This is a genomic window from Pseudomonas sp. MF06569, assembly GCF_059862735.1.
This window is the reverse complement of record NZ_JCBCUZ010000014.1, coordinates 65,492-89,258: the sequence shown is the minus strand read 5'-3', so window position 1 is coordinate 89,258 and position 23,767 is coordinate 65,492. Positions and strand designations below refer to the sequence as shown.

The window sequence follows — 23,767 nt, the reverse complement described above, 5'->3', positions numbered from 1 at the left end:
TTTTGACCGCATCCTCTCCAGCGAGGATGTGATGCGTCGGCGTGCCACGCTGCTTCAGCGTCTGCACCTGGATGGCCCGCTGCTGATTTTGCTGCTGACCCTGGCGGCCGGCAGCCTGTTTGTCCTGTATTCGGCCAGCGGCAAGAACTGGGACTTGCTCAGCAAGCAGGCGACTTCATTCGGGATCGGGCTGGTGTCGATGTTCATCATCGCTCAGCTTGAACCGCGCTTTATGGCCCGCTGGGTACCGATCGGTTATCTGGCTGGCGTGTTGCTGCTGGTGGTGGTGGACGTCATGGGCCACAACGCCATGGGCGCCACACGCTGGATCAATATTCCGGGTGTGATTCGCTTCCAGCCCTCGGAGTTCCTGAAAATCCTCATGCCGGCGACCATCGCCTGGTATCTGTCCAAGCGGACCTTGCCACCGCAACTCAAGCATGTGGCGGTCAGCCTGATGCTGATCGGGGTGCCCTTTGCCCTGATTGTGCGCCAGCCCGACCTGGGTACGGCCTTGCTGGTACTGGCGGGCGGTGCGTTCGTGCTGTTCATGGGCGGGCTGCGCTGGCGCTGGATCCTCAGCGTGCTGGCAGCGACGGTGCCCGTGGCGATTGCCATGTGGATGTTCGTGATGCACGACTATCAGAAACAGCGGGTTCTGACCTTCCTCGATCCTGAGAGCGATCCGCTGGGCACCGGATGGAACATTATCCAGTCCAAGGCCGCCATCGGCTCGGGCGGGGTGTTTGGCAAGGGCTGGCTGCTGGGCACCCAGTCGCACCTGGACTTTCTTCCCGAAAGCCACACCGACTTCATTATTGCGGTGATGGGCGAAGAGTTCGGCCTAGTCGGCATCTGCGCGTTACTGCTGATTTACTTGCTGTTGATTGGTCGCGGCCTGGTGATCACGGCCCAGGCGCAGACCCTGTTCGGCAAATTGCTGGCGGGCAGCCTGACCATGACGTTTTTTGTTTATGTTTTCGTCAACATCGGTATGGTCAGTGGCTTGCTACCGGTGGTGGGCGTGCCATTGCCATTTATCAGTTACGGCGGCACTTCGCTCGTGACGCTGTTGTCAGCGTTTGGGGTTTTGATGTCGATTCACACACATCGCAAGTGGATCGCACAAGTTTGATTAAGGTGAATTATTCAATGCAAGCAATGCGTGGCTGGGCCGCTCGATACGCGTCATGGGTGGGCCTGCTGGGTCTGTTCGAGGCAGCGCAGGGCGCGGTAGCCGGTGACTACGAAGGCTCGCCCCAGGTGGCTGAGTTTGTCGGTGAGATGACCCGCGACTACGGATTTGCCGGCGAGCAACTGATGGGCGTGTTCCGTGAGGCAGAGCGTAAACAGAGCATCCTCGATGCCATTTCTCGCCCGGCCGAACGCGTTAAGCAGTGGAAAGAATACGGCCCGATGTTCCTGACCGACGCCCGGGTTGCCCGTGGTGTGGATTTTTGGCGTGAACACGAAGCCGTACTGGCCCGCGCCGAGCAGGAGTACGGGGTTCCGGCCCAGGTGATTGTGTCGATCATCGGCGTCGAAACCTTTTATGGCCGCAACACCGGCAACTACCGGGTGATCGATGCGCTGTCGACCCTGGGGTTCGATTACCCGCCGCGCGCCGAGTTTTTTCGCAAGGAGCTGCGTGAGTTCCTGCTGCTGACCCGCGAAGAGCAAGTTGACCCGCTCACCCTTAAAGGCTCTTATGCCGGGGCGATGGGCTTGCCGCAGTTTATGCCAAGCAGCTTTCGCGCCTATGCCGTGGACTTCGACGGTGATGGTCATATCAATATCTGGAGCAATCCGGACGATGCCATCGGCAGTGTTGCCAGCTACTTCAAGCGTCACGGCTGGGTAGCCGGCGAGCCGGTGGTGATTCGCGCCGATGTGACCGGTGATCGGGCCGATGAAGGCCTGACCCAGGGCATTGAGCCGGTCAAGACCGTCGGGGAGTTGCGAGCGCTGGGCTGGTCGAGTCATGATGCGCTGCCCGACGATATGCCGGTCACGGCGTTCCGTCTTGAAGGCGCCAATGGCCCTGAATACTGGATGGGCCTGAAGAATTTTTATGCGATCACGCGCTATAACCGAAGCGTGATGTACGCCATGGCAGTGCATCAACTGTCCGACCTGCTGGTTCAAGCACGGGGCAACAAGTAATGCCGTTTCTAGCGATCCGCACACCTTTGAAACTCGCTGCCTGCGCCGCCCTGGCGTTGCTGGTGGTGAGCTGCTCCAGCAGCCGTTCGACGACCCCGCAAACCTCTGGCGGTGTCAGTTCCAAGCCGGGCCTGGACATCAACCGCGCCCATAAAGATGGTGCGCCGTGGTGGGATGTCGACGTATCCCGTATCCCGGATGCCACGCCGACCCTGCACAGCGGTCCTTACAAGGCCGCGCCGTATTCGGTGCTGGGCAAGACCTACTTCCCGATGCAAGAGTCCAAGACCTATGTGGCTTCTGGCACTGCGTCCTGGTACGGCACCAAGTTTCACGGTCAGAACACGGCCAATGGCGAAGTGTATGACCTGTACGGCATGAGCGCGGCGCACAAAACCCTGCCGTTGCCCAGCTACGTCAAAGTGACCAACCTCGATAACGGCAAGGCCGTGGTCCTGCGGGTCAACGACCGTGGCCCGTTTTATTCGGATCGTATCATCGACCTCTCCTACGCTGCCGCCAAGAAACTGGGCTATGCCGAAACCGGCACGGCTCGGGTCAAGGTTGAAGGGATTGATCCGCAAGCCTGGTGGGCCCAGCGTGGTCGCCCGGCCCCCTTGATGCTCAATGAGCCGAAAATGGCCCAGAACACCGGGCCGACCGTCTCTACCGGCAAGATTGAGCAATGGACGCCGCCGGCCCAGCAGCACGCCGCCGATGTGGTACCGGTCAGCACACTGCCCAAGGGCCAGGGTACGTATTTGCAGGTAGGCGCCTTTGCCAATCCGGACGCCGCCGAGTTGCTTCGTTCCAAGCTCAGTGGCATGGTCAGCACCCCAGTATTCATCAGCTCGATTGTGCGCAATCAGCAAACCTTGCATCGAGTGCGCCTGGGGCCCATTGCCTCGGCGGGTGAAGTACAGCAAACGCAAAACAGCGTGCGCCAGGCCAATTTGGGTCAGCCAAGCGTTGTGACGTCGGATCAGTAACACCGATCAAAGCGTTGGGCCGGAGCATCAAGGGCCCAAACGCAGTTGCAGAGGTCAAGAATAAAAGCCCTTCCAGGGGCCGGGACTGCAACTGAATACGCGGCAGTCAGTCATACGACTGCCTGTACAGTTTTGCCCGTGAGGGTAAGTTTCAATTAACAACTTCGAGAGACGGATGAACATCACCACTTTAGCCAAACGCCTGTGCCTGCTTGTACCGCTGATCGTCACTCCTGCCGCCTGGGCAGTCGAGATGATGCCGTCGCCGCCACAACTTGCAGCCAAGTCCTATGTTCTGATGGATGCCAGCAGCGGTAACGTGCTGGTTGAGAACAACGGCGACCAGCGTCTGCCGCCAGCCAGCCTCACCAAGCTGATGACTGCTTACATCGCGACCCTGGAAATCCGTCGCGGCCAGATCGGCGAAAACGATCCTGTCACCGTCAGCGAAAACGCCTGGCGTACCGGTGGTTCGCGGATGTTCATCAAGGTCGGCACTCAAGTGTCGGTCAGTGACCTGCTGCACGGCATCATCATTCAGTCGGGTAACGACGCAAGCGTGGCCTTGTCCGAGCACATCGCCGGCAGCGAAGACGCCTTTGCCGACATGATGAACAAGACCGCCGGCGAGTTGGGCATGTCCAACAGCCACTTCATGAACCCGACTGGCCTGCCAAACCCTGAGCATTACTCGTCGGCCCACGACATGGCGCTGCTGGCCCGTGCCATCATCCACGAAGACCCGACTCACTACGCGATCTACTCGCAGAAAGAGTTCTTCTGGAACGGCATCAAGCAGCCTAACCGCAACCTGTTGCTGTGGCGTGACAAGACCGTTGACGGTCTGAAAACTGGCCACACCGACGAAGCAGGCTACTGCATGGTGTCGTCGGCTGTTCGTGATGGTCAGCGCCTGATTGCCGTGGTGTTTGGTACCAACAGCGAAGTCGCCCGTGCTGCCGAAACACAGAAGCTGCTGACCTACGGTTTCCGCTTCTTCGAAACCCAGACGTTCTATCAGAAGGGTGTAGAGCTGGCTCAGGCCCCGGTCTGGAAAGGCACCACCAATCAAGTCAAGGCCGGCCTGGCCGAAGACTTGACCATGACTCTGCCTAAAGGCCAATTGAAAAAGCTGGCTGCAAGCATGACCATGAACCCGCAACTGATGGCTCCTATCGCCCAAGGCGATGTGATCGGCAAGGTTGAGGTCAAGCTGGACGACAAGGTTGTGCACAGTGCCGACCTGATCGCACTGGAGCCCGTTGAGGAAGGCGGTATTTTCCGACGCGTTTGGGACAGCATCCGTCTATTCTTCTACGGTCTGTTCAACTGATAGCACCCACCTGCATGGCCCCGCGCTTACACGGCGCGGGGTTATCTCTGTAGCTCAAGGCTTACGAGGCCAATACGCCATGACCGATACCGAAGTAAAGGCGCCAAAGATCGAATTCCCCAACGTTGATTACCCGGTTAAGGTGATCAGCGACACGGGTGTGGGCAACAAGGACAGGATCATCGACATCGTCAAGAAACACGCGACGGTCAACGATGATCGTGTCGACGAGCGCCAGAGCACCAACGGCAAGTACACGACCATCCAGTTGCACATCGTGGCAACAGATCAGGATCAGCTCTACAACATCAACAGCGAACTGCGAGCCACCGGCTTCGTACACATGGTGCTGTGATGTCGCAGGTCTTGGGTATTCGCGAACTGGGTCAGCTTGATTACGAGCGCACCTGGCTGGCGATGCAGCGCTTCACCGATGAGCGCAAGCTTGAGCCGGACACGCAAGATGAAGTCTGGCTGGTGCAGCATCCGCCGGTGTTTACCCAAGGCCAGGCAGGCAAGGCCGAGCATCTGCTGTTACCGGGTGATATCCCGGTGGTGAAGTCGGATCGCGGTGGCCAGGTGACCTATCATGGCCCTGGCCAACTGGTTGCTTACCTGATGCTTGACGTGCGTCGGCTGGGTTATGGCGTGCGTGAGCTGGTCACGCGGATGGAGCAGTGCCTGATCGACCTTCTCGCCAGCTATGGCGTGAGCGCTGCGGCCAAGCCCGATGCGCCCGGTGTGTATGTTGACGGCGCGAAAATCGCTTCTCTGGGGCTGCGGATCCGCAATGGCTGCTCCTTCCATGGTCTGGCCCTGAATGTGGACATGGACCTGGAACCGTTTCGACGGATTAACCCCTGTGGTTATGCGGGGCTGGCGATGACCCAGCTGCGTGACCATGCAGGGCCGATTGAATTTGCCGAGGTAGGTGCCCGGCTGCGTGTGCAGCTCGTCAAACACCTCGACTATGCTGAGCAGACGACCCTGACGGGCGGAATCGACTGATATGACTACTGCGCAAGACGCTGTTCAAACCCTGATCCCAACGCTGGATATCTCAGAACGTGCAGCCCGCGCCAGCGAGGCCCGTTCCAAGGTTGAGACCGGCGTCAAGTTGCGCGGTGCCGAAAAGGTTGCGCGTATCCCGGTAAAGATCATTCCGACCACCGAGCTGCCGAAGAAGCCTGACTGGATTCGTGTACGCATTCCGGTTTCGCCTGAAGTCGACCGCATCAAGTCATTGCTGCGCAAGCACAAGCTGCACAGCGTGTGCGAAGAAGCTTCCTGCCCGAACCTGGGCGAGTGCTTCTCGGGTGGCACCGCGACCTTCATGATCATGGGCGACATCTGCACCCGCCGCTGCCCGTTCTGCGATGTGGGGCACGGTCGACCGAAGCCACTGGACGTCAACGAGCCTGAAAGCCTGGCCATCGCCATTGCTGACCTGCGCCTGAAGTACGTGGTGATCACCTCGGTAGACCGCGACGACCTGCGTGACGGCGGTGCCCAGCACTTTGCCGATTGCATCCGCGAGATCCGCAAGCTGTCGCCGGGTGTTCTGCTTGAAACCCTCGTGCCGGATTACCGTGGCCGCATGGACGTTGCGCTGGAAATCACCGCAGCCGAGCCGCCTGACGTGTTCAACCACAACCTCGAAACCGTGCCGCGCCTGTACAAGGCCGCCCGCCCTGGTTCTGACTACCAGTGGTCGCTGACCTTGCTCCAGCGCTTCAAGCAGATGATGCCGCACATCCCGACCAAGTCCGGCCTGATGCTGGGTCTGGGCGAGACGGATGAAGAAGTCATCGAAGTCATGAAGCGCATGCGCGAACACGACATCGACATGCTGACCCTGGGTCAGTACTTGCAGCCATCGCGCAACCACTTGCCGGTACAGCGTTTCGTGCACCCGGACGTTTTCGCCTGGTTCGCCGAAGAAGGCTACAAAATGGGCTTCAAAAACGTGGCATCCGGCCCGTTGGTACGTTCTTCGTATCACGCGGATGAACAAGCCAAGCTGGTCAAATCCATGCTGGTGAGTGCCTGATTCCATGACAAACCGGAGCACCGCGCCCGTGTCTTTCAAGACCCACAGCGCGGTGCCCGCGTTGCCCGCTGGTGGGGTGATCGCCCTGATCGCCCCGGCCGGTCCCGCCGAACTTGATCTGAAACTCGCCACCCAATGGATGCATGACCGCGGCTATCAGTTGCGCGTATTTCCGGGCGTGTGGGAAAAGGACGGCTACCTCGCAGGCTCTGATGCCGTGCGTTTACGCGACCTGCACGACGCCTTTGCCGATGACAGCATTGATGGCATTTTTTGCCTGCGCGGTGGCTACGGCTCCCCACGCTTGCTTGATGGCATCGATTTCGAGCTTCTGCGCAACCATCCCAAGCCTTTTGTGGGGTATAGCGATATCACCGCGCTGCATCTGGCGATTACACGTTACGCAGGCTTTGTGACTTTCCACGGGCCGATGCTGAACGCCGATCTGCTGGGCAACAAGCAACCGCCGACAGAATCCTCACTGCTACGCATGCTTGGCGGGCAGCAACTGCCTGTGCTGGAGCATCCTGCAGCTTACCCGCTGACAACCCTTGCGCCAGGTTGCGCCAGTGGCCGTTTGCTGGGTGGCAATCTATCCATGATCTGCGCCACCCTCGGGACGGCGTTTGAGCTGGATGGCGAAGGCATCATCCTGTTTATCGAAGACGTGAATGAGCCGCTGTACCGGGTCGACCGCCTGCTCACGCATTTACGTCTGGCAGGCAAGCTCGACAAGGTGCGTGGCGTCCTTGTAGGGGATGTGGCTGGGGTTGATGTACGGGCGCTGGAGCGGTTGCTCACACAGGAATTGGGTGGGCTTGGCATTCCCGTGCTGGCCGGATGGCGCAGCGGGCATTGTGATCCAAACCTGACCTTGCCGATGGGGGCTCAAGTGCGGCTGGATGCTGATCAGCAGTTATTGGTACTTGAGCAGGCTGTGGTCACAGTCAAAATCTGAGCCGTGGGAGCCGGCTTGCTCGCGATTGCATCGACTCGTTTAGTCAGAAATACCGAGTTGATAGCATCGCGAGCAAGCCCGCTCCTACCGGTTGAGTCGCGACTCAGCGGCTACGCAAACTCTCCAGCAACTTGTGACTCGGGTAGCCATCTGCTGGCCAACCCATAGCTTGCTGCGCGCTGCGAATTGCTTTGCGGGTATTGGCGCCAATAATGCCATCCGCATTGCCCGCATCGTAGTTGCGCTGGCTCAGCAGCGTTTGCAGCTCTACGCGTTCGGAACGGCTCAGCGGTCGGTCATCTTTTGGCCACGCAGCCAAAATGGTTCCGCCCCCGTTGAAGCGCTGAGACAACAGGCCGACGGCCAGCGCATAGGACGATGAGTTGTTGTAGCGCAAGATAGCGCGGAAGTTATCCAGCACCAGGAACGCCGGGCCACGGTAGCCTGCCGGCAGCAGCAGGGTGGCGCTCAACTGCTCTGAGCCGGCTGCAGAACTTTCGGGCACTAATACCCCCAGTTGCTGCCATTCGGCGACGCTCTTTTTGACAGTGCCATCCGCCAGCGCGTAGTCAAAGCTGGCAGGCAACATGACTTCAAAGCCCCACGGCTGGCCTTGTTTCCAGCCAGAGCTTTGCAGGTAATGCGCAGTCGAGGCCAGGGCGTCGGCCGAGCTGTTCCAGATGTCACGACGACCGTCACCGTCGAAATCCACGGCGTGGGTTTCATAGGTCGTCGGAATGAACTGGGTCTGGCCCATTGCGCCAGCCCAGGAGCCGAGCATTTTGTCGGCGCTGATATCACCTTGCTGAATGATTTTCAGCGCCGAGATCAATTGGCTTTGGGCGAATTCCGGGCGACGCCCTTCGTAGGCCAGAGTGGCCAGCGATCGGATGACGGATTTGTTGCCCTGGAACGAGCCGAAGTTGCTCTCCATGCCCCAGACCGACACCAGTGCCTGGCGGTCGACGCCATAACGCTGTTCGATGCGGCTCAGCAACTCGGCGTTTTGCTCCAGCAAACGCTGACCATTACGCACACGCAAGGGGGACAGGGCGCCGTCGAGGTATTCCCAGACAGGGCGGCTGAATTCAGGCTGGCTGCGGTCGGCCTTGATCACGCTCATGTCGGGTGTGACGCCAGCAAAGGCGTTATCGAACACCTGCGGGCTGATTCCGGCTTTGAGGGCCTGAACGCGGAAGTTGGCCTGCCACTCGCTGAAGCTCTGGGCGGGCTGGACAAAAGGTGTGTCGGTGGTGCCTGGCGCGCTGGTGGTCACCGCTGGGGCGGGAGGCGTCACAGGCAAGGGTTGTGCATCGGCTGCGGTAGGTTTCTCGGCGCAGGCGACTAAAAGGATGACGCTGGAAGCAGCGATCAGTTGGCGCATCGGCCAACCACGTTTATGACTTAAGGGCATGCGCAGGTCCAGGTAATGCAAATCAGATGCAGACCTTATCATCCCCGCTGTCAGGCAGCCAGAAAGTAAAAAGCCTCCCGGTCTCTCGACTGGAAGGCTTCGCGGCGGTAGCTGCCTTTGCCTTTGGCGGGGCGTTCCTGGCGGCTGCGGAACAGGGGTTGGGCGACGATGGATTTGGCCTTGTTGGGGCGCTTGCTCATGGCAGGTACTCTCGCTGGATGTGAACAAGCGCAAATCATCGGCCAGAATTTTGCGGTTGTCCAGCCACGGGTGAGTGGGAGCAGGGGTTACTCCGCAGGCAGACTCAAGCGTTGTCCGCACATCAGCAGTGCCAGACGACTCAGGCTGTTCCAGGCCGAGCCCGCTGCCTGACCCTTGATTTGCGCATCGATACGCTGTGCGTCCATCAACAGCTGTGCCCAGCGCTGTGCCGAGTAGCGTTGCAAGGCCTTGCTCATCAGCGGCTTACGCTTGTCCCAGACCGGGGGGCGTGCCTGGCTGAAAGCCTTGTCCAGAGGAATGCCCTGGCTGTATTGCAGCGCAATATTGGCCAGAACCCGCAGTTCACGGGCCAGTGCCCAGAGGATCACCGGAGGCTCTACACCTTCACCGCGCAAACCCTCCAGCATGCGCAAGGCGTGGGAAGCCTCGCCGTTAAGTACGGCATCGACCAGGCCAAACACATCAAAGCGCGCACTGTCAGCCACCGCAGCCTGTACGGTTTCGACGGTGATCTGCCCGTCTTCGGCCATCAATTTGAGCTTTTCGATTTCCTGGGCCGCCGCCAGCAGGTTGCCCTCAACCCTTGCGGCAATCAGTTCGACCGCGTCCTGGCTGGCAGATAAGCCTACCTGTGACAGGCGCTGGCGAATCCATTGAGGCAACTGGTTGGCGTCGACGGGCCAGATCTGAACGAACTGGGTATGGGGTCCCTCGACAAGCGCCTTGCCCCACTTGGTCTTCTGCGCGCTGCCATCAAGCTTGGGCAGGCTGATCAGCAACAGGGTGTCTTCGGCCGGGCGTGAGCTGTACTCGATCAGTGCCGCGGCGCCTTTGTCGCCGGGTTTGCCCGAGGGCAGGCGCAGTTCCAGCAGGCGCTTTTCGGCGAACAGCGACATGCTGGCGCCCGCTTGCAGCAACGTGCCCCAGTCAAAGCTGGCGTCTGCGCTGAACACCTGGCGTTCATCAAAACCTTGTTGGCGAGCAGTGCTGCGAATGGCGTCTGCCGCTTCCTGGCACAGCAACGGGTCATCGCCGCTGATGATGTAGATCGGCGAGAGATTGCCTTGCAAGTGTTTGGCGAGTTGGGCGGGGGCGAGTTTCATAGGGGCTATAACGATAGCGGGGCGCCTGAGCGCCCCGTATGCCTTACTGGTTTTGCAGTTCGAGAGGCGACTGTTGAGGGGTTTCCTCTTGAGCCTTGCGTGCAGCTTCGATGGCGTCGGCTTCAGCCTTGGCCTTCGCATCGGCCTGCTGTTGCAGCTTTTCCAGATGCTCAGGCGTCAGTTGCTCAAGGCGCAGGACCAGTTGCTGTACGAGGTCGCGACGCATCTCTTTACGGATCATTTGGCCTTCCTGGGTGGAGCCAGCGATGTTGCTGCCGTCCTGCAGGTAAACCTTGTTCGCTTCAACCCGATTGCTCAGCAGCGTCAGATTGTTGTGACCCAGGATTTCGTAATTCACCACGTTGGTCAGCTGATACTCGGCGGTTCCGCCGTTGCCAGAGTAGCTGGCGGCGCGCTGAGTTTCTTTTTCGCTGGTCAGAACCATTTTGTACGGAGCATTGGCGGTCAGTTTTACGCCGCTGTTTTCCAGTACCTGACGCAGTTGGCGCACGGTATCGCCATAGGCGTTGCGAGCACTCACGTCGAGTTCGGTGATCGTCAGCTGATTGGTGCCGGTGCCGCGCAGCTGGAAGCCGCAGGCGCTCAACAAAATAGCGAGACCCATCACCAGCAGGTTGCGTTTGATCATGTGTTGCTCCCCTTGAAACCAGATAGGCCGACTACGCGGCCCTGAAGGTCTTATTGGGCGCCCGGGCATGGCCCGGGCGCCTGTTCCAGTTAGCTCGCGACGATATTGACCAGTTTGCCGGGCACCACGATGACTTTGCGAATCGTCAGGCCTTCGGTAAACCGCAGTACGTTTTCGTTGGTGCGGGCTGCGGCTTCAACGTCTTCACGGCTGGCACTGGCTGGCATTTCAATATGCCCACGCAGTTTGCCGTTGACCTGGATAACCAGTTGCAGGGTGTCTTGAATCAGTGCGCTTTCATCCAGGGTTGGCCAAGGCGCGTCGATGATGGCGCCTGCATGGCCCAGTTTGTTCCACAACTCATGGCTGATGTGCGGAGTGATGGGGGCCAGTACCAGTGCAACCGTTTCAAGGCCTTCCTGCAGCAGTGCGCGGTCTTGTTCAGTCACTTGCGGTGCTTTTTCAAGCACGTTCATCACGGTCATCACCTGGGCGACGGCGGTGTTGAATTTGTGATGCAGGCCGACGTCCTGGCTCGCTTGCTTGATCGCCTGGTGGATAGCACGGCGAATGACTTTTTGTTCGTCGTTCAGGCCGGCGATGTCCAGCGTGCCCGGCAGGCCTTGGCCAACGTGGGCATAGGCCAGGCGCCATACGCGCTTGAGGAAGCGGTGCGAACCTTCAACACCCGAGTCGGACCATTCCAGGCTCGCGTCAGGTGGCGAGGCAAACATCATGAACAGGCGGCAGGTGTCTGCGCCGTATTGCTCGATCATGTATTGCGGGTCGACGCCGTTGTTCTTGGACTTGGCCATTTTTTCAGTGCCACCGATTTCAACGGGCAGGCCGTCGCTGATCAGTTTGGCGCCGATGATCTTGGCTTTGCTGTCACGCTCCAGCTCGACGTCTGCCGGGTTGAACCAGGTCAGGGCGCCGTTGGCTTCGCGACGGTAGTAAGTTTCGGCAATCACCATGCCTTGGGTCAGCAGGTTCTTGAACGGCTCGTTGGAGCTGACAAGGCCTTCGTCACGCATCAGCTTGTGGAAGAAGCGCGCGTACAGCAGGTGCAAGATGGCGTGTTCGATACCGCCGATGTACTGGTCAACCGGCAGCCAGTGGTCAGCCGCCGATTTCTCGACCAGGCCGCCTTCATAGTGCGGGGACGCGTAACGGGCGTAGTACCAAGAGGACTCGACGAAGGTGTCCATCGTGTCGGTTTCGCGTTTGGCCGGTGCGCCACATTTAGGGCAGCTGCACTCATAGAATTCAGGCATGCGCGCCAATGGCGAGCCGGCGCCATCGGGCACGACGTCTTCTGGCAGGATGACGGGCAACTGGTCTTCAGGGACCGGAACGTCACCGCAGGTGTCGCAGTGCACGATCGGGATCGGGCAGCCCCAGTAGCGCTGGCGGCTGATGCCCCAGTCACGCAGACGGAACTGGGTACGCGACTGGCCAAGGCCTTTGGCGGTCAGGGCGGCTTCGATGGCAGCGAATGCCGCGTCGAAATCCAGGCCGTCAAATTCGCCGGAGTTGATCAGCGTGCCGTGCTCATTGTAGGCGTCTTGCCACGGAGTAGGTGATTCGTCGCCTGCGCTGGTACGAACGACTGCTTTGATCGGCAGGTTGTACTTGGTAGCGAACTCGAAGTCACGCTCGTCGTGTGCTGGAACGGCCATCACCGCGCCGTCGCCGTAATGCATCAATACATAGTTGGCGACCCATACCGGGAGCTTTTCACCGGTCAGTGGGTGCTCAACGAACAGCGAGGTTGGCAGTCCCTTTTTCTCCTGGGTCGCCATATCGGCTTCGGCCACGCTGCCGCCTTTGCATTCAGCGATAAACGCTTGCAGCTCAGGATTGCCTTGTGCAGCCAGAGTGGCGAGCGGGTGCTCTGCAGCCACGGCTACATAGGTAGCGCCCATGAGGGTGTCGGGACGGGTGGTAAAGACCTTGAGTGCGCCCGCTTCGCCGATGGAGTCGACGTTGTAAGGGAACTGCACTTCCATGCCGCGGGATTTGCCAATCCAGTTACGCTGCATGGTTTTGACCTGCTCGGGCCAACCTGGCATGTCGTCGAGGCTTTCAAGCAGTTCATCCGCATAAGCGGTGATCTTGAAGTAGTACATCGGGATTTCGCGCTTTTCGATCAGCGCGCCCGAACGCCAGCCGCGGCCGTCGATGACCTGCTCGTTGGCCAGAACGGTCTGGTCCAGCGGGTCCCAGTTCACGGTGCCGTTTTTACGGTAGATCACACCTTTTTCGAACAGGCGAGTGAACAGCCATTGTTCCCAGCGGTAGTAATCCGGCTGGCAGGTCGTGATTTCGCGGGACCAGTCCACTGCCAGACCCAGGCTGCGCAGCTGGGTTTTCATGTAGGCGATGTTTTCGTAAGTCCACTTGGCCGGGGCGACATTGTTTTTCATCGCGGCGTTTTCGGCCGGCATGCCGAAGGCGTCCCAACCCATCGGTTGCAGGACGTTTTTACCGAGCATGCGCTGGTAACGGGAGATCACGTCACCGATGGTGTAGTTACGCACGTGCCCCATGTGTAGCTTGCCGCTTGGGTACGGGAACATCGACAGGCAGTAGTAAGTCTCTTTACCTGGATCTTCGCTGACTTCGAAGGACTTTTGGTTGTCCCAGAATGATTGGGCGGCGGCTTCTATTTCACGGGGCTGATATTGTTCGTGCATGGCTACTTGTACTGATAAAGGGTGGCCTAATCCTCTTCAACATAGATCGGCTTTGGTGTTGCCCGGTCAGGTTGGAGCAGGGGTTACAGGAAGTCCCGTAGCATACATGACCCCGCTCTATCGAGGGAAACCCTGATTGCCTCATCACTCCGTTGGTCGCGGCAGCACGCCGGTTTTACAGGCACAGCTAAGCTCTCTTTGGGGGAGATACATTTCCTTTAATGAGGTGGACGGATGGCAGAGTTGCAACGCAGCGCAACAACATCGCAAGTGTATGAGCGGCTGATTGATCGTTTAAGTGTGGCTCTTGATTCAGCAAAGACGGCTGTCCAATTACGTGATGAACGTCCAGTCGAGTTGGAGTTGCGAGGCTTGAGTCGTGCCGAGCTAGAGTTGATCAACCTCTATTTGAATCGGATGGGGCGTGAGGCGATTGAACGCTCGCAAGGCAGCAGGAACATGCAGGATGCCCCCAAGGCCAAGGTCATCTGGCTTAAAGACAGGGTGCAGGGAGCTTAGGGCCTTACGGCGATTCAACGATTCAGGCCGGGCCTTCAGAAAAAGTCGCATCAAGAAAGGTTGTACCCCGGGTTGATGCATCAGGCGTTTGTGTTTGGGTTTCTCACCTGCGCTGTTGATGCGTTCACTCAACCCCCTTAGGCTTCGGGCATCTTTGGAGATGCTCGATGCCTATTCGATATTTTTTAAAACAACTTCTATTACCTCCTGGAATTCTTTTACTCCTCTTGGTGCTTGCCTGGTGGTTGCGTCGTTCGCGCCCGCGTTTGGCAGGTGTCCTGTTCGCCTTGGGCGTGGGCGGTTTTTGGCTGATGAGTTTGCCCGTGATGGTGGAATGGGGTGCGCGGGTGCTCGAGAGCGAGCCGCCGTTGGCCCAAAGCGAGTGGTCCAGGCTTGCGCAGCGGGCGGATGCAATCGTGGTGCTGGGCTCGGGCCGTGAGCGGGGAGACCCGGCATGGGGCAGCGATCAACCGACGGGAATAGGCCTGGAACGCCAGCGATATGCGGCCCGGCTGGCCAAGGCTTCAGGTTTGCCGGTACTGACCACGGGAGGTTTGCACTACGGCACGCCCCCCAGCGAGGCGCAGTTGATGGCGGACTCGTTGCGTGATGACTTTGGTGTGAGCGTGCGCTGGAAAGAAGAGCAAAGCCGTACCACGTGGGAAAACGCCAAAATGACTGCAGACATTCTGCTGCCGCTGGGTATCAAGCGCGTGGTCGTAGTCACCCACGGCTGGCACATGCCGCGTTCGGTGTGGAGCTTTGAAAAGGCCGGGTTTGAGGTTGTACCCGCCCCCGTTGGGTTCTTGAGTGCTGACAACGCTCGGCCGCTGGGGGGCTGGATGCCCGAGTACAAATCGTTCTGGCAGTCCGGCTTGTTGATCAATGAAGCGGTCGGGCAGATGTCCTATCCGCTTTTTTACCGGTAACTGGGAGGCGGGGCGTCTGGCCGTTTGTGGGAGCGGGCTTGCTCGCGATGCAAGCCCGGCTGCCACTACACCGTCTTGGCAATCCGGCTGGTGATCAGTGCCCAGCCAATCAGCAGGCTGCACAGGATGATCAGCGGCCATGAGCGCCATTGCAGGTAAGGCGTGAAGTTGTGCATGGGGACTACTTCGCCATACATGATGCCCTGCTCAAACTGCGGGATCTGGGTGGTGATCTGGCCGAACGGATTGATCAGAGCCGTTACGCCATTGTTGGTTGCCCGGATCATCCAGCGGCCTGCTTCCAGGGCGCGCATTTGTGCCATCTGCAAATGTTGCAGCGGGCCAATCGAGGTGCCGAACCAGGTGTCGTTACTGATGGTGAGCAAAATATCGCTTTGGGCGGCGAGGTTGGCCACGAAGTCCGGGTAGACCACTTCATAGCAAATAAGCGGCGCGATCTGATAACCCTTCGCTTGCAGCATGGCCTGATCAGACGGGCCTCGGGCGAAGTCCGACATCGGCAGGTCGAAGAAAGCGATCAGGCCGCGCAGGACATCTTGCAACGGCACGTATTCGCCAAACGGCACCAGCTTCTGTTTCAGATAAACACCGTCACCCTCACCAACGGCGGTAATACCGTTGAAGTAGCGCGGCTCGTGACGTACTTCCTGGCGGATAGGTACGCCTGTAATCAGTGCCGAGTTTCGATCAGCGGCAAACCGCCCCATCATGCTCAAGAAGCCTTCAGCGTTTTCTTTGAGTACGGGAATGGCGGTTTCTGGCCAAACGATGAGATCAACGCGTTTGGAGCTCAATGTCATGTCGCGGTACAGGGCCAGTTGCGCGTTGAGCTGCGCCGGATCCCATTTCATGCTTTGTTCGATATTGCCCTGGATGGCCGCGACGCTCAGTGGATCACCCGAAGGGCTGGTCCAGGCGTGATGCTTGAGTGCCTGGCCGAGGCACCACGGACCGATCAGTAACACTAAACCAGCCGCTACAAAGGCTTTGCGTTTGGCCTTGATCAGGCGCGGCAGATTGCACAGCAGTGCTGCGGTCAGGGCCAGGGTAAAGGAGATCAGCCACATGCCGCCCAGCGGGGCAAGGCCGGCCAGTGGGCCGTCCAATTGGCTGTAACCGGAGTACAACCAGGGGAAACCGGTGAGGAACCAGCCACGAAAAGCTTCCTGTGCGACCCACAGGGCCGCAAACGCCAATGTGTCGGCCAGTGGCGCTTCGTTGCGGCGAATCCAGCGTGCCCAGAGCCAGGCGGGGAGGGCGAAGAACCATGCAATAGCTGCCGTGAACGCCAGCATCAGCAGTCCGGCCAGCAGCACAGACGCGCCGCCGAAGTGGTGAATGCTGTAGTAGATCCAGCTGGTGCCGGCGCCAAACAGACCAAAACCGTAGCACCAGCCACGGCCCAGCGCCTGTCTTGGGGACAGGTCACGCAAGCCAAGATAGAAAATGGCCAGGGCAACCAGTGCCAGTGGCCAGATATCGAAAGGTGCCAACGCCAGGGTTGTCAGTGCGCCGGCCACCACGGCCAGCAAGTTACCGGGCCAGCCGGGGGAGGTTATCCAGCGCATTTCAATCCTTGGTGTTGAGGTTTAGCGGGCGATAGGCGTAAGGCGAATCAAATGAATCCGGCGACTGTCCGCATTGAGGATGCGGAAGCGGTAAGGACCGATTTCAGTGGTTTCGTTGCGTTTTGGCAAGTGCCCGAATGCACTCATGACCAGGCCGCCGACAGTGTCGAATTCATCGTCGGAGAATTCGGTGTCAAAGAACTCGTTGAAGTTCTCGATGGGGGTGAGGGCCTTGATCAGGAAGTCACCACTGGGCAGCGGCTTGATGTAGCTGTCTTCCTCGACATCGTGCTCGTCTTCGATGTCGCCGACGATCTGCTCCAGAACGTCTTCAATCGTTACCAGGCCCGCCACGCCGCCGTATTCGTCAATCACGATGGCCATGTGGTTGTGGTTGGCACGGAACTCGCGCAGCAACACGTTCAGACGCTTGGACTCAGGGACAAACGTCGCCGGACGCAGCAAATCCTTGATGTTGAACTTGTCGCCGTTCTCCTGAAGGATCAGCGGGAGCAAGTCTTTGGCCAGGAGGACGCCCAGGACGTCGTCATGGCTTTCGCCGATCACCGGGTAGCGCGAGTGCGCAGCCTCAATGATCGCCGGGAGAAATTCACGGGGGGTCTGGGTCGCCTTGATGCTGATCATCTGCGAGCGCGGAACCATGATGTCCCGTACCTGCAGGTCAGCCACCTGAATGGCGCCTTCGACGATGGCCAGCGCTTCACTGTCCAATAGTTTGTTCTGGTGTGCTTCGCGCAGCAGCTCAAGCAGCTCCTGGCGGTTTTTCGGCTCATGGGCAAAGGCCTGGGTCAGCTTACCTAACCATGACTTTTGCCCGTTGCTCGATCGGTCTTCGCTCATAGCGATTTACTCGTATCCCTTGGTCGTTTCAGTGGGTGTTATTCGGTTTCGTCGTCTGCATACGGGTCTGGATGACCCAGTTCAGCAAGCAACGTTCGTTCCAGTGCTTCCATTTCTTCGGCTTCTTCGTCTTCTATATGGTCGTAACCCAGAAGATGCAAGCAGCCGTGAATCACCAGGTGGGCCCAATGGGCCTCGAGGCTTTTGCCTTGTTCGGTGGCTTCGCGTTCTACCACGGCCACGCAAATCACCAGATCGCCCAGTAACGGGATATCGAGGAATTCGTCAGGCACGTCGGCCGGAAAGGAAAGCACGTTGGTGGCGTAGTCTTTCTGGCGCCAGGTGTGATTGAGCTCGCGGCCTTCGGCTTCGTCTACCAGGCGAATGGTCATTTCCGAATCGGCGGTACGCTGACGAAGGGCCAGTTCACACCATTGGCGGAACTGGGCTTCGGTGGGGGCGGCTGCCTCGGTGGCCAGTTGCAGGTCAAGCTCAAGCATCGTGACGGTAATCCTTTGCAGCGGGCAGTGCGGCCAGCTTGTCGGCGGCTTCCTGTTCGTAGCGCCCGTAGGCTTCCACAATGCGCTGCACCAGCGGGTGGCGCACGACGTCTTTGGACTGGAAGTGAGTAAAGCTGATGCCCGGTACATCCTTGAGCACTTCAATGACGTGGTTCAGCCCTGATTTGGTGCCTTTAGGCAGGTCGATCTGGGTGATGTCACCGGTGATCACGGCGGTCGAGCCGAAGCCGATACGGGTCAGGAACATCTTCATTTGCTCGACGGTGGTGTTCTGGCTTTCGTCGAGAATGATAAAGCTGTTGTTCAGCGTACGACCACGCATGTAGGCCAGTGGCGCAACTTCGATCACCTGGCGCTCGATCAGCTTGGCCACGTATTCAAAGCCCAGCATTTCGTACAGCGCGTCGTAGAGCGGGCGCAGGTACGGGTCGATTTTTTGCGACAGGTCGCCTGGCAGGAAACCGAGTTTTTCGCCGGCTTCAACGGCCGGGCGCACCAGCAGGATGCGGCGGATTTGCTCGCGTTCCAGGGCATCAACGGCGCAGGCCACGGCCAGATAGGTTTTACCCGTACCCGCTGGGCCAATCCCGAAGTTGATGTCGTTCCCCAGGATTTCTTTGACGTAGCGCTGCTGATTGATGCCTCGGGGGCGAATCATGCCCTTTTTGGTACGCAGCGAAACGCTGGCTTCAGCCACCGGATTACTGGCCAGGTCTTCGACGGCAGACTCCTGCAGGAACAGGTGCACCATGTCCGGTGAAAGCTCGGAAGCCTTGGTTTCACGGTACAGACGGCGCAGCAGATGTTCTGCCGAAGAGGTCAGCTTGGGGTCGCCGATCAGCTCGAATTGATTACCGCGATTGCGGATTTCGATCGTCAGGCGTTGTTCGATCAAGCGCAAATGCTCGTCGAATTGCCCGCACAGATTGGCGAAACGGCGAGCCTCAAATGGCTCGAGAAGAAAGCGATGTGGTTCGATGGGTGCGTTCAAGGTCGTATTTAGCCGCCCTTAGGCAATTGAGATGGAATTAAGGATAACGCTAGCAGGTCAAGCGTGAAAGGACTTAACCAAATGTTTGATGTGGGAGCGGGCTTGCTCGCGATTGCATCACCGCACTCGTCCAGCCGGACCGCGTTGCATGCATCGCGAGCAAGCCCGCTCCCACAGAAGTTGATTGCGTGTGGTCAGTTCAGCAGCGAGCCCCGCAACGAGTGCGGCTGGGCTGCATCGATATGCACATCGGCGAATTGCCCGATCAACTGCGGGTTGTCACAGCGGAAGTTGACGATCCGGTTGTTCTCGGTGCGGCCCTGCAGTTCGCCAGGGTCTTTTTTCGAGTAGTCGGTCACCAGAATCCGCTGGATGGAACCCACCATTTGGCGGCTGATCTCAAAACCCTGCTGGTTGAGGCGATGTTGCAGCGCGTTCAGACGCTCCTTCTTGCGCTCTTCCGGCGTGTCGTCCGTCAGGTCTGCTGCCGGGGTGCCCGGGCGCTGGCTGTACACAAAGGAATAGGAGAAGTCGAAACCTACGTCTTCGATCAGCTTCATGGTTTGTTCGAAGTCTTTTTCGGTCTCGCCCGGGAAACCAACAATAAAGTCGGAACTGATGCAGATACCCGGTACGGCTGCCCGAAGTTTGCGCAGCTTGGACTTGTATTCCAGTGCCGTGTGGTTGCGCTTCATGGCCGACAGGATGCGGTCAGAGCCCGATTGCACCGGCAAGTGCAGGTGTTTGACCAGCTCCGGGACTTCGGCGTGGGCCTGGATCAGGCTGTCGGAGAACTCCAGCGGGTGGGAGGTGGTGTAGCGAATGCGCTCGATCCCGTCGATCGCGGCAACCACGCGAATCAGTTCGGCAAGATCGGCCAAACGACCGCCTTCGGTCAGGCCGCGGTAGCCGTTGACGTTCTGGCCGAGCAGGGTCACTTCACGTACGCCGTTTTCGGCCAGGTGAATCACCTCGGCCAGCACGTCTTCGAACGGGCGGCTGACTTCTTCGCCGCGGGTATAAGGCACCACGCAGAATGTGCAGTATTTGCTGCAACCTTCCATGACCGAGACGTAGGCGCTTGGGCCGTCGATGCGCGGTTCTGGCAGATGGTCGAACTTCTCGATCTCGGGGAACGACACGTCGACCTGCGGCAGCTTGGTGATGCGCGCAGCGTCGATCATTTCTGGCAGGCGATGCAGGGTTTGCGGGCCAAATACCACATCCACGTAAGGGGCGCGATCGCGAATCGCCGCACCTTCCTGGCTGGCAACACAGCCGCCCACGGCAATCACCATGTCGGGGTTGGCCAGTTTCAATTCACGCCAGCGACCCAGTTGCGAGTACACGCGGTCTTGGGCGCGTTCACGGATCGAACAGGTATTAAGCAGGATGACATCAGCGTCTTCGGCGCGCTCTGTGACTTCCAGGGCCTGATGTTCACCCAGCAGGTCGACCATGCGCGAGCTGTCGTACTCATTCATCTGGCAACCGTGGGTTTCGATGTAAAGCTTCTTGGCCATGGGTGTTCATCAAGTGATTCAAAGAACCGCGCATTATAGGGGTCATAGCCGTTGCTTCCTAGCGTTGTGCGTCTGACGGCTATGCTATAGTTCGCGCCCTCTTTTATACCTCCAGATGCTTACCCGCCCACCATGACCAAACGTGAAGCTCCAATCTACAAGGTGATTTTCCTTAACCAGGGCCAGGTGTTCGAAATGTACGCCAAGCAGATCTATCAAAGTGATCTGTGGGGTTTCCTGGAAGTTGAGGAATTCGTCTTCGGTGAGCGCACGCAAATGGTCGTCGACCCGAGTGAAGAAAAACTCAAGGCCCAGTTCGAAGGTGTGGTGCGCAGTTTTGTGCCGATGCACTCGATTGTGCGTATCGACGAGGTTGAGCGCTTGGGCACTCCCAAAATCAGCGAAGCCCGTGGCGTGAGCAACGTGATGCCGTTTCCGTTTCCGATGCCGGAAAAGTAAGGCCGTTTATTCTGTCGGGAATCGTCTGCCGGGATGGGCTAAGGCTGCGACTGCAGGCTTTGTGCTGGCCTTGATTTAAGGCAGCGGCGAAAACGGCGAGCGGGCATCGGTCGATTGCAGTTCCTGCAAGTACTTGCGGAAAATCTGCCCCAGGATCTGGGTGGCGGTTTCCAGCTGGTCGCGAGGCATTTGCTCGGCTACCAGGTCGGCAGTGTCCAGTGCGTCTTCGGCGCCGTTGACCGCGGCCATCTTCAGCACGATATACGCCTGGATGTTATTGGCCGGTACACCTTCGCCCTTGAAGAACATGGTGCCGAGCTGGAATTGAGCCATGGCGTGACCTTGCAGCGACGCTTGCTCGAAGTAGCTCAGTGCCTGATTAAGATCGCGAGGGGTGTTTTTACCGTCGTAATAGAACTCGCCTAACTCGTATTCGGCTTCTGCATCCCCGGCTTTTGCCGCTTCAACGCATGCCGCAAGCGCCTCGGCGAGGTCTTCAGGCTGAGTATTGAGGGTGCAGCGACCCATCGCTGGGATCAACAACGAGTTACCGCCTGCCTGGACAAGCAGCGGTTGTAGGAGCAACAGGCAGCCCAGTGCAAGGGCGCGGCCGGTGCGGTTCATGGGAATCGACGTACCTCTGAAAGGCGGGTTAACCCGACCGTGGGATGTGTAGGCGCGCATTATGAAATAAGCAGAGGCAACCTTACAAAGTCTTTACTCGTTTTTCTGCTGCGTGACCGCGATATCCATTGATTTAAGACGATTTTGGACGGGCGGGGTAAAAGATCATGCCATTACGGGCATAAAAAAACGGCAAGGGCATCAACCCTTGCCGTTTTTGTGGATCACTTCAGTGCGGCAAATGCACGCTCTGCAGCATCCAGGGTCAGTTGCAGCTCGGTCTCGCCGTGGGCGATCGAGGTGAAACCGGCTTCAAAAGCACTGGGTGCCAGATACACGCCACCGTCGAGCATCAGGTGGAAGAAACGCTTGAACAGATCGGCATCGCTGGCCATCACATCATCGAAGGTGACGATGTCGTCGGCGCCGCTGAAGTACAGGCCGAACATGCCACCGGCCTGGGTGGTGACAAATGGAATGCCTGCCGCGTCGGCGCGCTGCTGCAAGCCATCCAGCAAGCGGGTGGTGTAATCGCTCAGCTCGGCGTGGAAGCCCGGACGGCTGATCAGGCGCAAGGTGGTCAGGCCAGCAGCCATTGCCAGCGGGTTGCCGGACAGAGTGCCCGCCTGGTAAACCGGGCCCAGTGGTGCGATGTGCTGCATGATTTCGCGTTTGCCGCCGAAGCAGCCTACCGGCATGCCGCCGCCGATGATCTTGCCGAAGGTGCTCAGGTCCGGGGTGACACCGTAATGGGCTTGAGCGCCACCCAGGGCAACACGGAAACCGGTCATCACTTCGTCAAAAATCAGCACCACGCCGTGTTTGTCGCACAGGCTGCGTAGGCCTTGCAGGAAACCTGGCGCAGGCGGTACGCAGTTCATGTTGCCGGCCACCGGCTCGACGATGATGCACGCCACGGTGTCGCCGACTTCACCCAATAGTTTTTCAATCGCTTCAATGTCGTTGAACGCGGTGGTCAGGGTGTGTTTGGCAAAGTCAGCCGGAACGCCGGCCGAGCTTGGTACGCCCTGAGTCAGCAGGCCTGAGCCAGCCTTGACCAGCAGGCTGTCGGAGTGGCCGTGGTAGCAGCCTTCAAACTTGAGGATATTGTCGCGGCCGGTGAAACCACGGGCCAGGCGGATGGCGCTCATGGTGGCTTCGGTGCCGGAGCTGACCATGCGCACCATTTCCATCGACGGCACGATGGAGCACACCAGGTCTGCCATTTCGGTTTCCATGGCGGTCGGAGCACCGTACGACAAGCCGTGTTCCAGTTGCGCACGCACCGCATCCAGTACTTGCGGGTGGCTGTGACCCAGAATCATCGGGCCCCACGAGCCGACGTAATCCACGTAGCGTTTGTCGTCTTCGTCAGTGACGTAGGCGCCTTCAGCATGCTTGAAGAACAGCGGGGTGCCGCCCACGCTCTTGAACGCACGCACAGGTGAATTCACGCCGCCGGGGATGTGTTTTTGGGCATTGGCAAACAGGGTTTCGGAACGAGACATGGTGGGCTCTCTCTGAATCAGGATTCGGTATTTAAATAGACAGCAAGGTGTTGAACGCCTTGGCGCGGCGGGTGACTTCCTGGGCGTCCCAGGCGCCAAACAGGCCATGCACCACGGCCAGCAGGTCGGCGCCGTGGGCAACCAGTGGGGCCGCGTTGTCCAGGGTAATGCCGCCAATCACGCAAATCGGCAGGTTGAGCCGGGCGCGAGCCTGGTCCAGCACGTCCAGGGTTGCGGTCGGGGCGCCGGGCTTGGTGCTGGAATTGAAAAAGCGGCCAAAGGCGACATAACTTGCCCCTTCCTTGGCGGCCTGCTCGGCAAGCTCAATCTGGCTATGGCAGGTGGAACCAATGATGGCATTGCGCCCGAGCAGTGCCCGGGCCGGTGTCAGCGGGCCATCGGTTTGCCCCAGGTGTACGCCCACGCCCAGGCGCGCGGCCAGCTCGGCATCGTCGTTGATGATCAAGTGCGCCTTGTAGCGCTCGCACAAACCGCGCAAGGCCTCGGCTTCGCGAAGGCGACGGGCGTCATCGTTGCTTTTGTCGCGATATTGCAACAGCGTCAGGCCGCCATCGAGGGCCGCCTCAACGTAGGGCAGCAGTTTGCCGGCCAGCAGTTGGCTGTCAGTGATTGCATACAGGCCGCGCAGTGTCATGGTTCGTGCCT

24 protein-coding genes are annotated in these 23,767 nt (G+C 59.0%); 11 read left to right on the top strand and 13 right to left on the bottom strand.

Going from position 1 to position 23,767, the window contains the following annotated elements; genetic code table 11:
- Window positions 1-31 precede the first annotated feature (31 nt).
- From rodA to AC19YQ_RS14670, 8 genes are all read left to right on the top strand, one after another.
- A complete protein-coding gene (rodA, locus tag AC19YQ_RS14705) occupies window positions 32-1,135 on the top strand; it encodes a rod shape-determining protein RodA (RefSeq protein WP_219262646.1) in 1,104 nt (367 codons plus the stop codon).
- 17 nt (window positions 1,136-1,152) lie between these two features.
- Window positions 1,153-2,163 (top strand): lytic murein transglycosylase B, encoded by a 1,011-nt coding sequence (gene mltB / locus AC19YQ_RS14700; RefSeq protein ID WP_500595392.1) that lies wholly within the window; start codon window positions 1,153-1,155, stop codon window positions 2,161-2,163.
- On the top strand, window positions 2,163-3,152 hold the full coding sequence (locus AC19YQ_RS14695) for a septal ring lytic transglycosylase RlpA family protein (RefSeq protein ID WP_219262637.1): 990 nt from the start codon (window positions 2,163-2,165) through the stop codon (window positions 3,150-3,152). Before mltB ends, AC19YQ_RS14695 begins: the two co-directional genes overlap by 1 nt.
- Before the next feature lie 175 nt (window positions 3,153-3,327).
- Window positions 3,328-4,485, top strand: a complete 1,158-nt coding sequence (locus AC19YQ_RS14690; protein WP_133077018.1) for a D-alanyl-D-alanine carboxypeptidase family protein — start codon at window positions 3,328-3,330, stop codon at window positions 4,483-4,485.
- Window positions 4,486-4,564: 79 nt separating this feature from the next.
- On the top strand, window positions 4,565-4,840 hold the full coding sequence (locus AC19YQ_RS14685; RefSeq protein ID WP_019824211.1) for a DUF493 domain-containing protein: 276 nt from the start codon (window positions 4,565-4,567) through the stop codon (window positions 4,838-4,840).
- Window positions 4,840-5,493, top strand: a complete 654-nt coding sequence (gene lipB, locus AC19YQ_RS14680) for a lipoyl(octanoyl) transferase LipB (protein WP_339476404.1) — start codon at window positions 4,840-4,842, stop codon at window positions 5,491-5,493. The genes AC19YQ_RS14685 and lipB overlap by 1 nt, the downstream gene beginning before the upstream one ends.
- A gap of 1 nt (window position 5,494) precedes the next feature.
- Window positions 5,495-6,535, top strand: coding sequence for a lipoyl synthase (lipA, locus tag AC19YQ_RS14675; RefSeq protein WP_133077016.1), 1,041 nt, complete (start codon window positions 5,495-5,497; stop codon window positions 6,533-6,535).
- A 4-nt stretch (window positions 6,536-6,539) separates the two neighbouring features.
- Window positions 6,540-7,493: a S66 peptidase family protein gene (locus AC19YQ_RS14670; RefSeq protein ID WP_500595391.1), complete on the top strand. Its 954-nt coding sequence runs from the start codon at window positions 6,540-6,542 to the stop codon at window positions 7,491-7,493.
- Window positions 7,494-7,596: 103 nt separating this feature from the next.
- Here the strand turns inward: AC19YQ_RS14670 and AC19YQ_RS14665 are convergent, their stop codons facing one another.
- From AC19YQ_RS14665 to leuS, 5 genes are all read right to left on the bottom strand, one after another.
- Entirely contained in the window at window positions 7,597-8,907 is a 1,311-nt protein-coding gene (locus AC19YQ_RS14665; RefSeq protein WP_339476410.1) for a lytic murein transglycosylase, read from the bottom strand.
- Window positions 8,908-8,957: 50 nt separating this feature from the next.
- The gene (arfA, locus tag AC19YQ_RS14660) at window positions 8,958-9,107 is read right to left on the bottom strand and encodes an alternative ribosome rescue factor ArfA (protein WP_003444166.1); all 150 of its coding nucleotides are present in this window, start codon (window positions 9,105-9,107) and stop codon (window positions 8,958-8,960) included.
- A gap of 87 nt (window positions 9,108-9,194) precedes the next feature.
- The gene (gene holA / locus AC19YQ_RS14655; RefSeq protein WP_500595390.1) at window positions 9,195-10,232 is read right to left on the bottom strand and encodes a DNA polymerase III subunit delta; all 1,038 of its coding nucleotides are present in this window, start codon (window positions 10,230-10,232) and stop codon (window positions 9,195-9,197) included.
- Between the two features lie 43 nt (window positions 10,233-10,275).
- Window positions 10,276-10,881, bottom strand: a complete 606-nt coding sequence (locus AC19YQ_RS14650; protein ID WP_339476414.1) for an LPS-assembly lipoprotein LptE — start codon at window positions 10,879-10,881, stop codon at window positions 10,276-10,278.
- Between the two features lie 89 nt (window positions 10,882-10,970).
- The gene (leuS, locus tag AC19YQ_RS14645; RefSeq protein ID WP_500595389.1) at window positions 10,971-13,577 is read right to left on the bottom strand and encodes a leucine--tRNA ligase; all 2,607 of its coding nucleotides are present in this window, start codon (window positions 13,575-13,577) and stop codon (window positions 10,971-10,973) included.
- Between the two features lie 234 nt (window positions 13,578-13,811).
- Between leuS and AC19YQ_RS14640 the strand changes: the two genes are divergently transcribed.
- Together AC19YQ_RS14640 and AC19YQ_RS14635 are read left to right on the top strand one after the other, a co-directional pair.
- A complete protein-coding gene (locus tag AC19YQ_RS14640) occupies window positions 13,812-14,096 on the top strand; it encodes a hypothetical protein (RefSeq protein WP_133077010.1) in 285 nt (94 codons plus the stop codon).
- Window positions 14,097-14,263: 167 nt separating this feature from the next.
- The gene (locus tag AC19YQ_RS14635) at window positions 14,264-15,025 is read left to right on the top strand and encodes a YdcF family protein (protein WP_133077009.1); all 762 of its coding nucleotides are present in this window, start codon (window positions 14,264-14,266) and stop codon (window positions 15,023-15,025) included.
- Between the two features lie 65 nt (window positions 15,026-15,090).
- On the opposite strand, the gene lnt is transcribed toward AC19YQ_RS14635, so the two are convergent.
- The 5 genes from lnt to miaB form a co-directional block, all read right to left on the bottom strand.
- Entirely contained in the window at window positions 15,091-16,614 is a 1,524-nt protein-coding gene (lnt, locus tag AC19YQ_RS14630) for an apolipoprotein N-acyltransferase (RefSeq protein ID WP_133077008.1), read from the bottom strand.
- Window positions 16,615-16,635: 21 nt separating this feature from the next.
- Window positions 16,636-17,475: a CorC family transporter gene (locus AC19YQ_RS14625; RefSeq protein ID WP_019824191.1), complete on the bottom strand. Its 840-nt coding sequence runs from the start codon at window positions 17,473-17,475 to the stop codon at window positions 16,636-16,638.
- Between the two features lie 38 nt (window positions 17,476-17,513).
- Window positions 17,514-17,975 carry an rRNA maturation RNase YbeY gene (gene ybeY / locus AC19YQ_RS14620; protein ID WP_133077007.1) on the bottom strand — a complete coding sequence of 154 codons (462 nt, stop codon included), beginning with the start codon at window positions 17,973-17,975 and terminating at the stop codon, window positions 17,514-17,516.
- Window positions 17,968-18,987 (bottom strand): PhoH family protein, encoded by a 1,020-nt coding sequence (locus AC19YQ_RS14615; protein ID WP_019824188.1) that lies wholly within the window; start codon window positions 18,985-18,987, stop codon window positions 17,968-17,970. The genes ybeY and AC19YQ_RS14615 overlap by 8 nt, the downstream gene beginning before the upstream one ends.
- Window positions 18,988-19,181: 194 nt before the next feature.
- Window positions 19,182-20,510: a tRNA (N6-isopentenyl adenosine(37)-C2)-methylthiotransferase MiaB gene (gene miaB / locus AC19YQ_RS14610; RefSeq protein ID WP_500595388.1), complete on the bottom strand. Its 1,329-nt coding sequence runs from the start codon at window positions 20,508-20,510 to the stop codon at window positions 19,182-19,184.
- Window positions 20,511-20,642: 132 nt separating this feature from the next.
- Here miaB and AC19YQ_RS14605 point away from each other — a divergent pair, with 132 nt between their 5' ends.
- Complete coding sequence (locus AC19YQ_RS14605; protein WP_019411970.1) at window positions 20,643-20,969, top strand: DUF1820 family protein; 327 nt, start codon at window positions 20,643-20,645, stop codon at window positions 20,967-20,969.
- Window positions 20,970-21,044: 75 nt separating this feature from the next.
- Here the strand turns inward: AC19YQ_RS14605 and AC19YQ_RS14600 are convergent, their stop codons facing one another.
- The 3 genes from AC19YQ_RS14600 to thiE form a co-directional block, all read right to left on the bottom strand.
- Window positions 21,045-21,593 carry a tetratricopeptide repeat protein gene (locus AC19YQ_RS14600; RefSeq protein WP_019824185.1) on the bottom strand — a complete coding sequence of 183 codons (549 nt, stop codon included), beginning with the start codon at window positions 21,591-21,593 and terminating at the stop codon, window positions 21,045-21,047.
- Window positions 21,594-21,817: 224 nt separating this feature from the next.
- Window positions 21,818-23,101: a glutamate-1-semialdehyde 2,1-aminomutase gene (gene hemL, locus AC19YQ_RS14595; RefSeq protein WP_500595387.1), complete on the bottom strand. Its 1,284-nt coding sequence runs from the start codon at window positions 23,099-23,101 to the stop codon at window positions 21,818-21,820.
- A gap of 31 nt (window positions 23,102-23,132) precedes the next feature.
- The gene (gene thiE, locus AC19YQ_RS14590) at window positions 23,133-23,756 is read right to left on the bottom strand and encodes a thiamine phosphate synthase (RefSeq protein ID WP_500595386.1); all 624 of its coding nucleotides are present in this window, start codon (window positions 23,754-23,756) and stop codon (window positions 23,133-23,135) included.
- Between the last annotated feature and the right edge of the window lie 11 nt (window positions 23,757-23,767).

What these genes read in the sequence shown, in the direction of transcription:
- rodA (WP_219262646.1), top strand. Translation starts at nt 32, where the DNA reads ATGCGTCGGCGTGCCACGCTGCTTCAGCGTCTGCACCTGGATGGCCCG.
- mltB (WP_500595392.1), top strand. Translation starts at nt 1,153, where the DNA reads ATGCAAGCAATGCGTGGCTGGGCCGCTCGATACGCGTCATGGGTGGGC.
- AC19YQ_RS14695 (WP_219262637.1), top strand. Translation starts at nt 2,163, where the DNA reads ATGCCGTTTCTAGCGATCCGCACACCTTTGAAACTCGCTGCCTGCGCC.
- AC19YQ_RS14690 (WP_133077018.1), top strand. Translation starts at nt 3,328, where the DNA reads ATGAACATCACCACTTTAGCCAAACGCCTGTGCCTGCTTGTACCGCTG.
- AC19YQ_RS14685 (WP_019824211.1), top strand. Translation starts at nt 4,565, where the DNA reads ATGACCGATACCGAAGTAAAGGCGCCAAAGATCGAATTCCCCAACGTT.
- lipB (WP_339476404.1), top strand. Translation starts at nt 4,840, where the DNA reads ATGTCGCAGGTCTTGGGTATTCGCGAACTGGGTCAGCTTGATTACGAG.
- lipA (WP_133077016.1), top strand. Translation starts at nt 5,495, where the DNA reads ATGACTACTGCGCAAGACGCTGTTCAAACCCTGATCCCAACGCTGGAT.
- AC19YQ_RS14670 (WP_500595391.1), top strand. Translation starts at nt 6,540, where the DNA reads ATGACAAACCGGAGCACCGCGCCCGTGTCTTTCAAGACCCACAGCGCG.
- AC19YQ_RS14665 (WP_339476410.1), bottom strand. Translation starts at nt 8,907, where the DNA reads ATGCCCTTAAGTCATAAACGTGGTTGGCCGATGCGCCAACTGATCGCT.
- arfA (WP_003444166.1), bottom strand. Translation starts at nt 9,107, where the DNA reads ATGAGCAAGCGCCCCAACAAGGCCAAATCCATCGTCGCCCAACCCCTG.
- holA (WP_500595390.1), bottom strand. Translation starts at nt 10,232, where the DNA reads ATGAAACTCGCCCCCGCCCAACTCGCCAAACACTTGCAAGGCAATCTC.
- AC19YQ_RS14650 (WP_339476414.1), bottom strand. Translation starts at nt 10,881, where the DNA reads ATGATCAAACGCAACCTGCTGGTGATGGGTCTCGCTATTTTGTTGAGC.
- leuS (WP_500595389.1), bottom strand. Translation starts at nt 13,577, where the DNA reads ATGCACGAACAATATCAGCCCCGTGAAATAGAAGCCGCCGCCCAATCA.
- AC19YQ_RS14640 (WP_133077010.1), top strand. Translation starts at nt 13,812, where the DNA reads ATGGCAGAGTTGCAACGCAGCGCAACAACATCGCAAGTGTATGAGCGG.
- AC19YQ_RS14635 (WP_133077009.1), top strand. Translation starts at nt 14,264, where the DNA reads ATGCCTATTCGATATTTTTTAAAACAACTTCTATTACCTCCTGGAATT.
- lnt (WP_133077008.1), bottom strand. Translation starts at nt 16,614, where the DNA reads ATGCGCTGGATAACCTCCCCCGGCTGGCCCGGTAACTTGCTGGCCGTG.
- AC19YQ_RS14625 (WP_019824191.1), bottom strand. Translation starts at nt 17,475, where the DNA reads ATGAGCGAAGACCGATCGAGCAACGGGCAAAAGTCATGGTTAGGTAAG.
- ybeY (WP_133077007.1), bottom strand. Translation starts at nt 17,975, where the DNA reads ATGCTTGAGCTTGACCTGCAACTGGCCACCGAGGCAGCCGCCCCCACC.
- miaB (WP_500595388.1), bottom strand. Translation starts at nt 20,510, where the DNA reads ATGGCCAAGAAGCTTTACATCGAAACCCACGGTTGCCAGATGAATGAG.
- AC19YQ_RS14605 (WP_019411970.1), top strand. Translation starts at nt 20,643, where the DNA reads ATGACCAAACGTGAAGCTCCAATCTACAAGGTGATTTTCCTTAACCAG.
- AC19YQ_RS14600 (WP_019824185.1), bottom strand. Translation starts at nt 21,593, where the DNA reads ATGAACCGCACCGGCCGCGCCCTTGCACTGGGCTGCCTGTTGCTCCTA.
- hemL (WP_500595387.1), bottom strand. Translation starts at nt 23,101, where the DNA reads ATGTCTCGTTCCGAAACCCTGTTTGCCAATGCCCAAAAACACATCCCC.
- thiE (WP_500595386.1), bottom strand. Translation starts at nt 23,756, where the DNA reads ATGACACTGCGCGGCCTGTATGCAATCACTGACAGCCAACTGCTGGCC.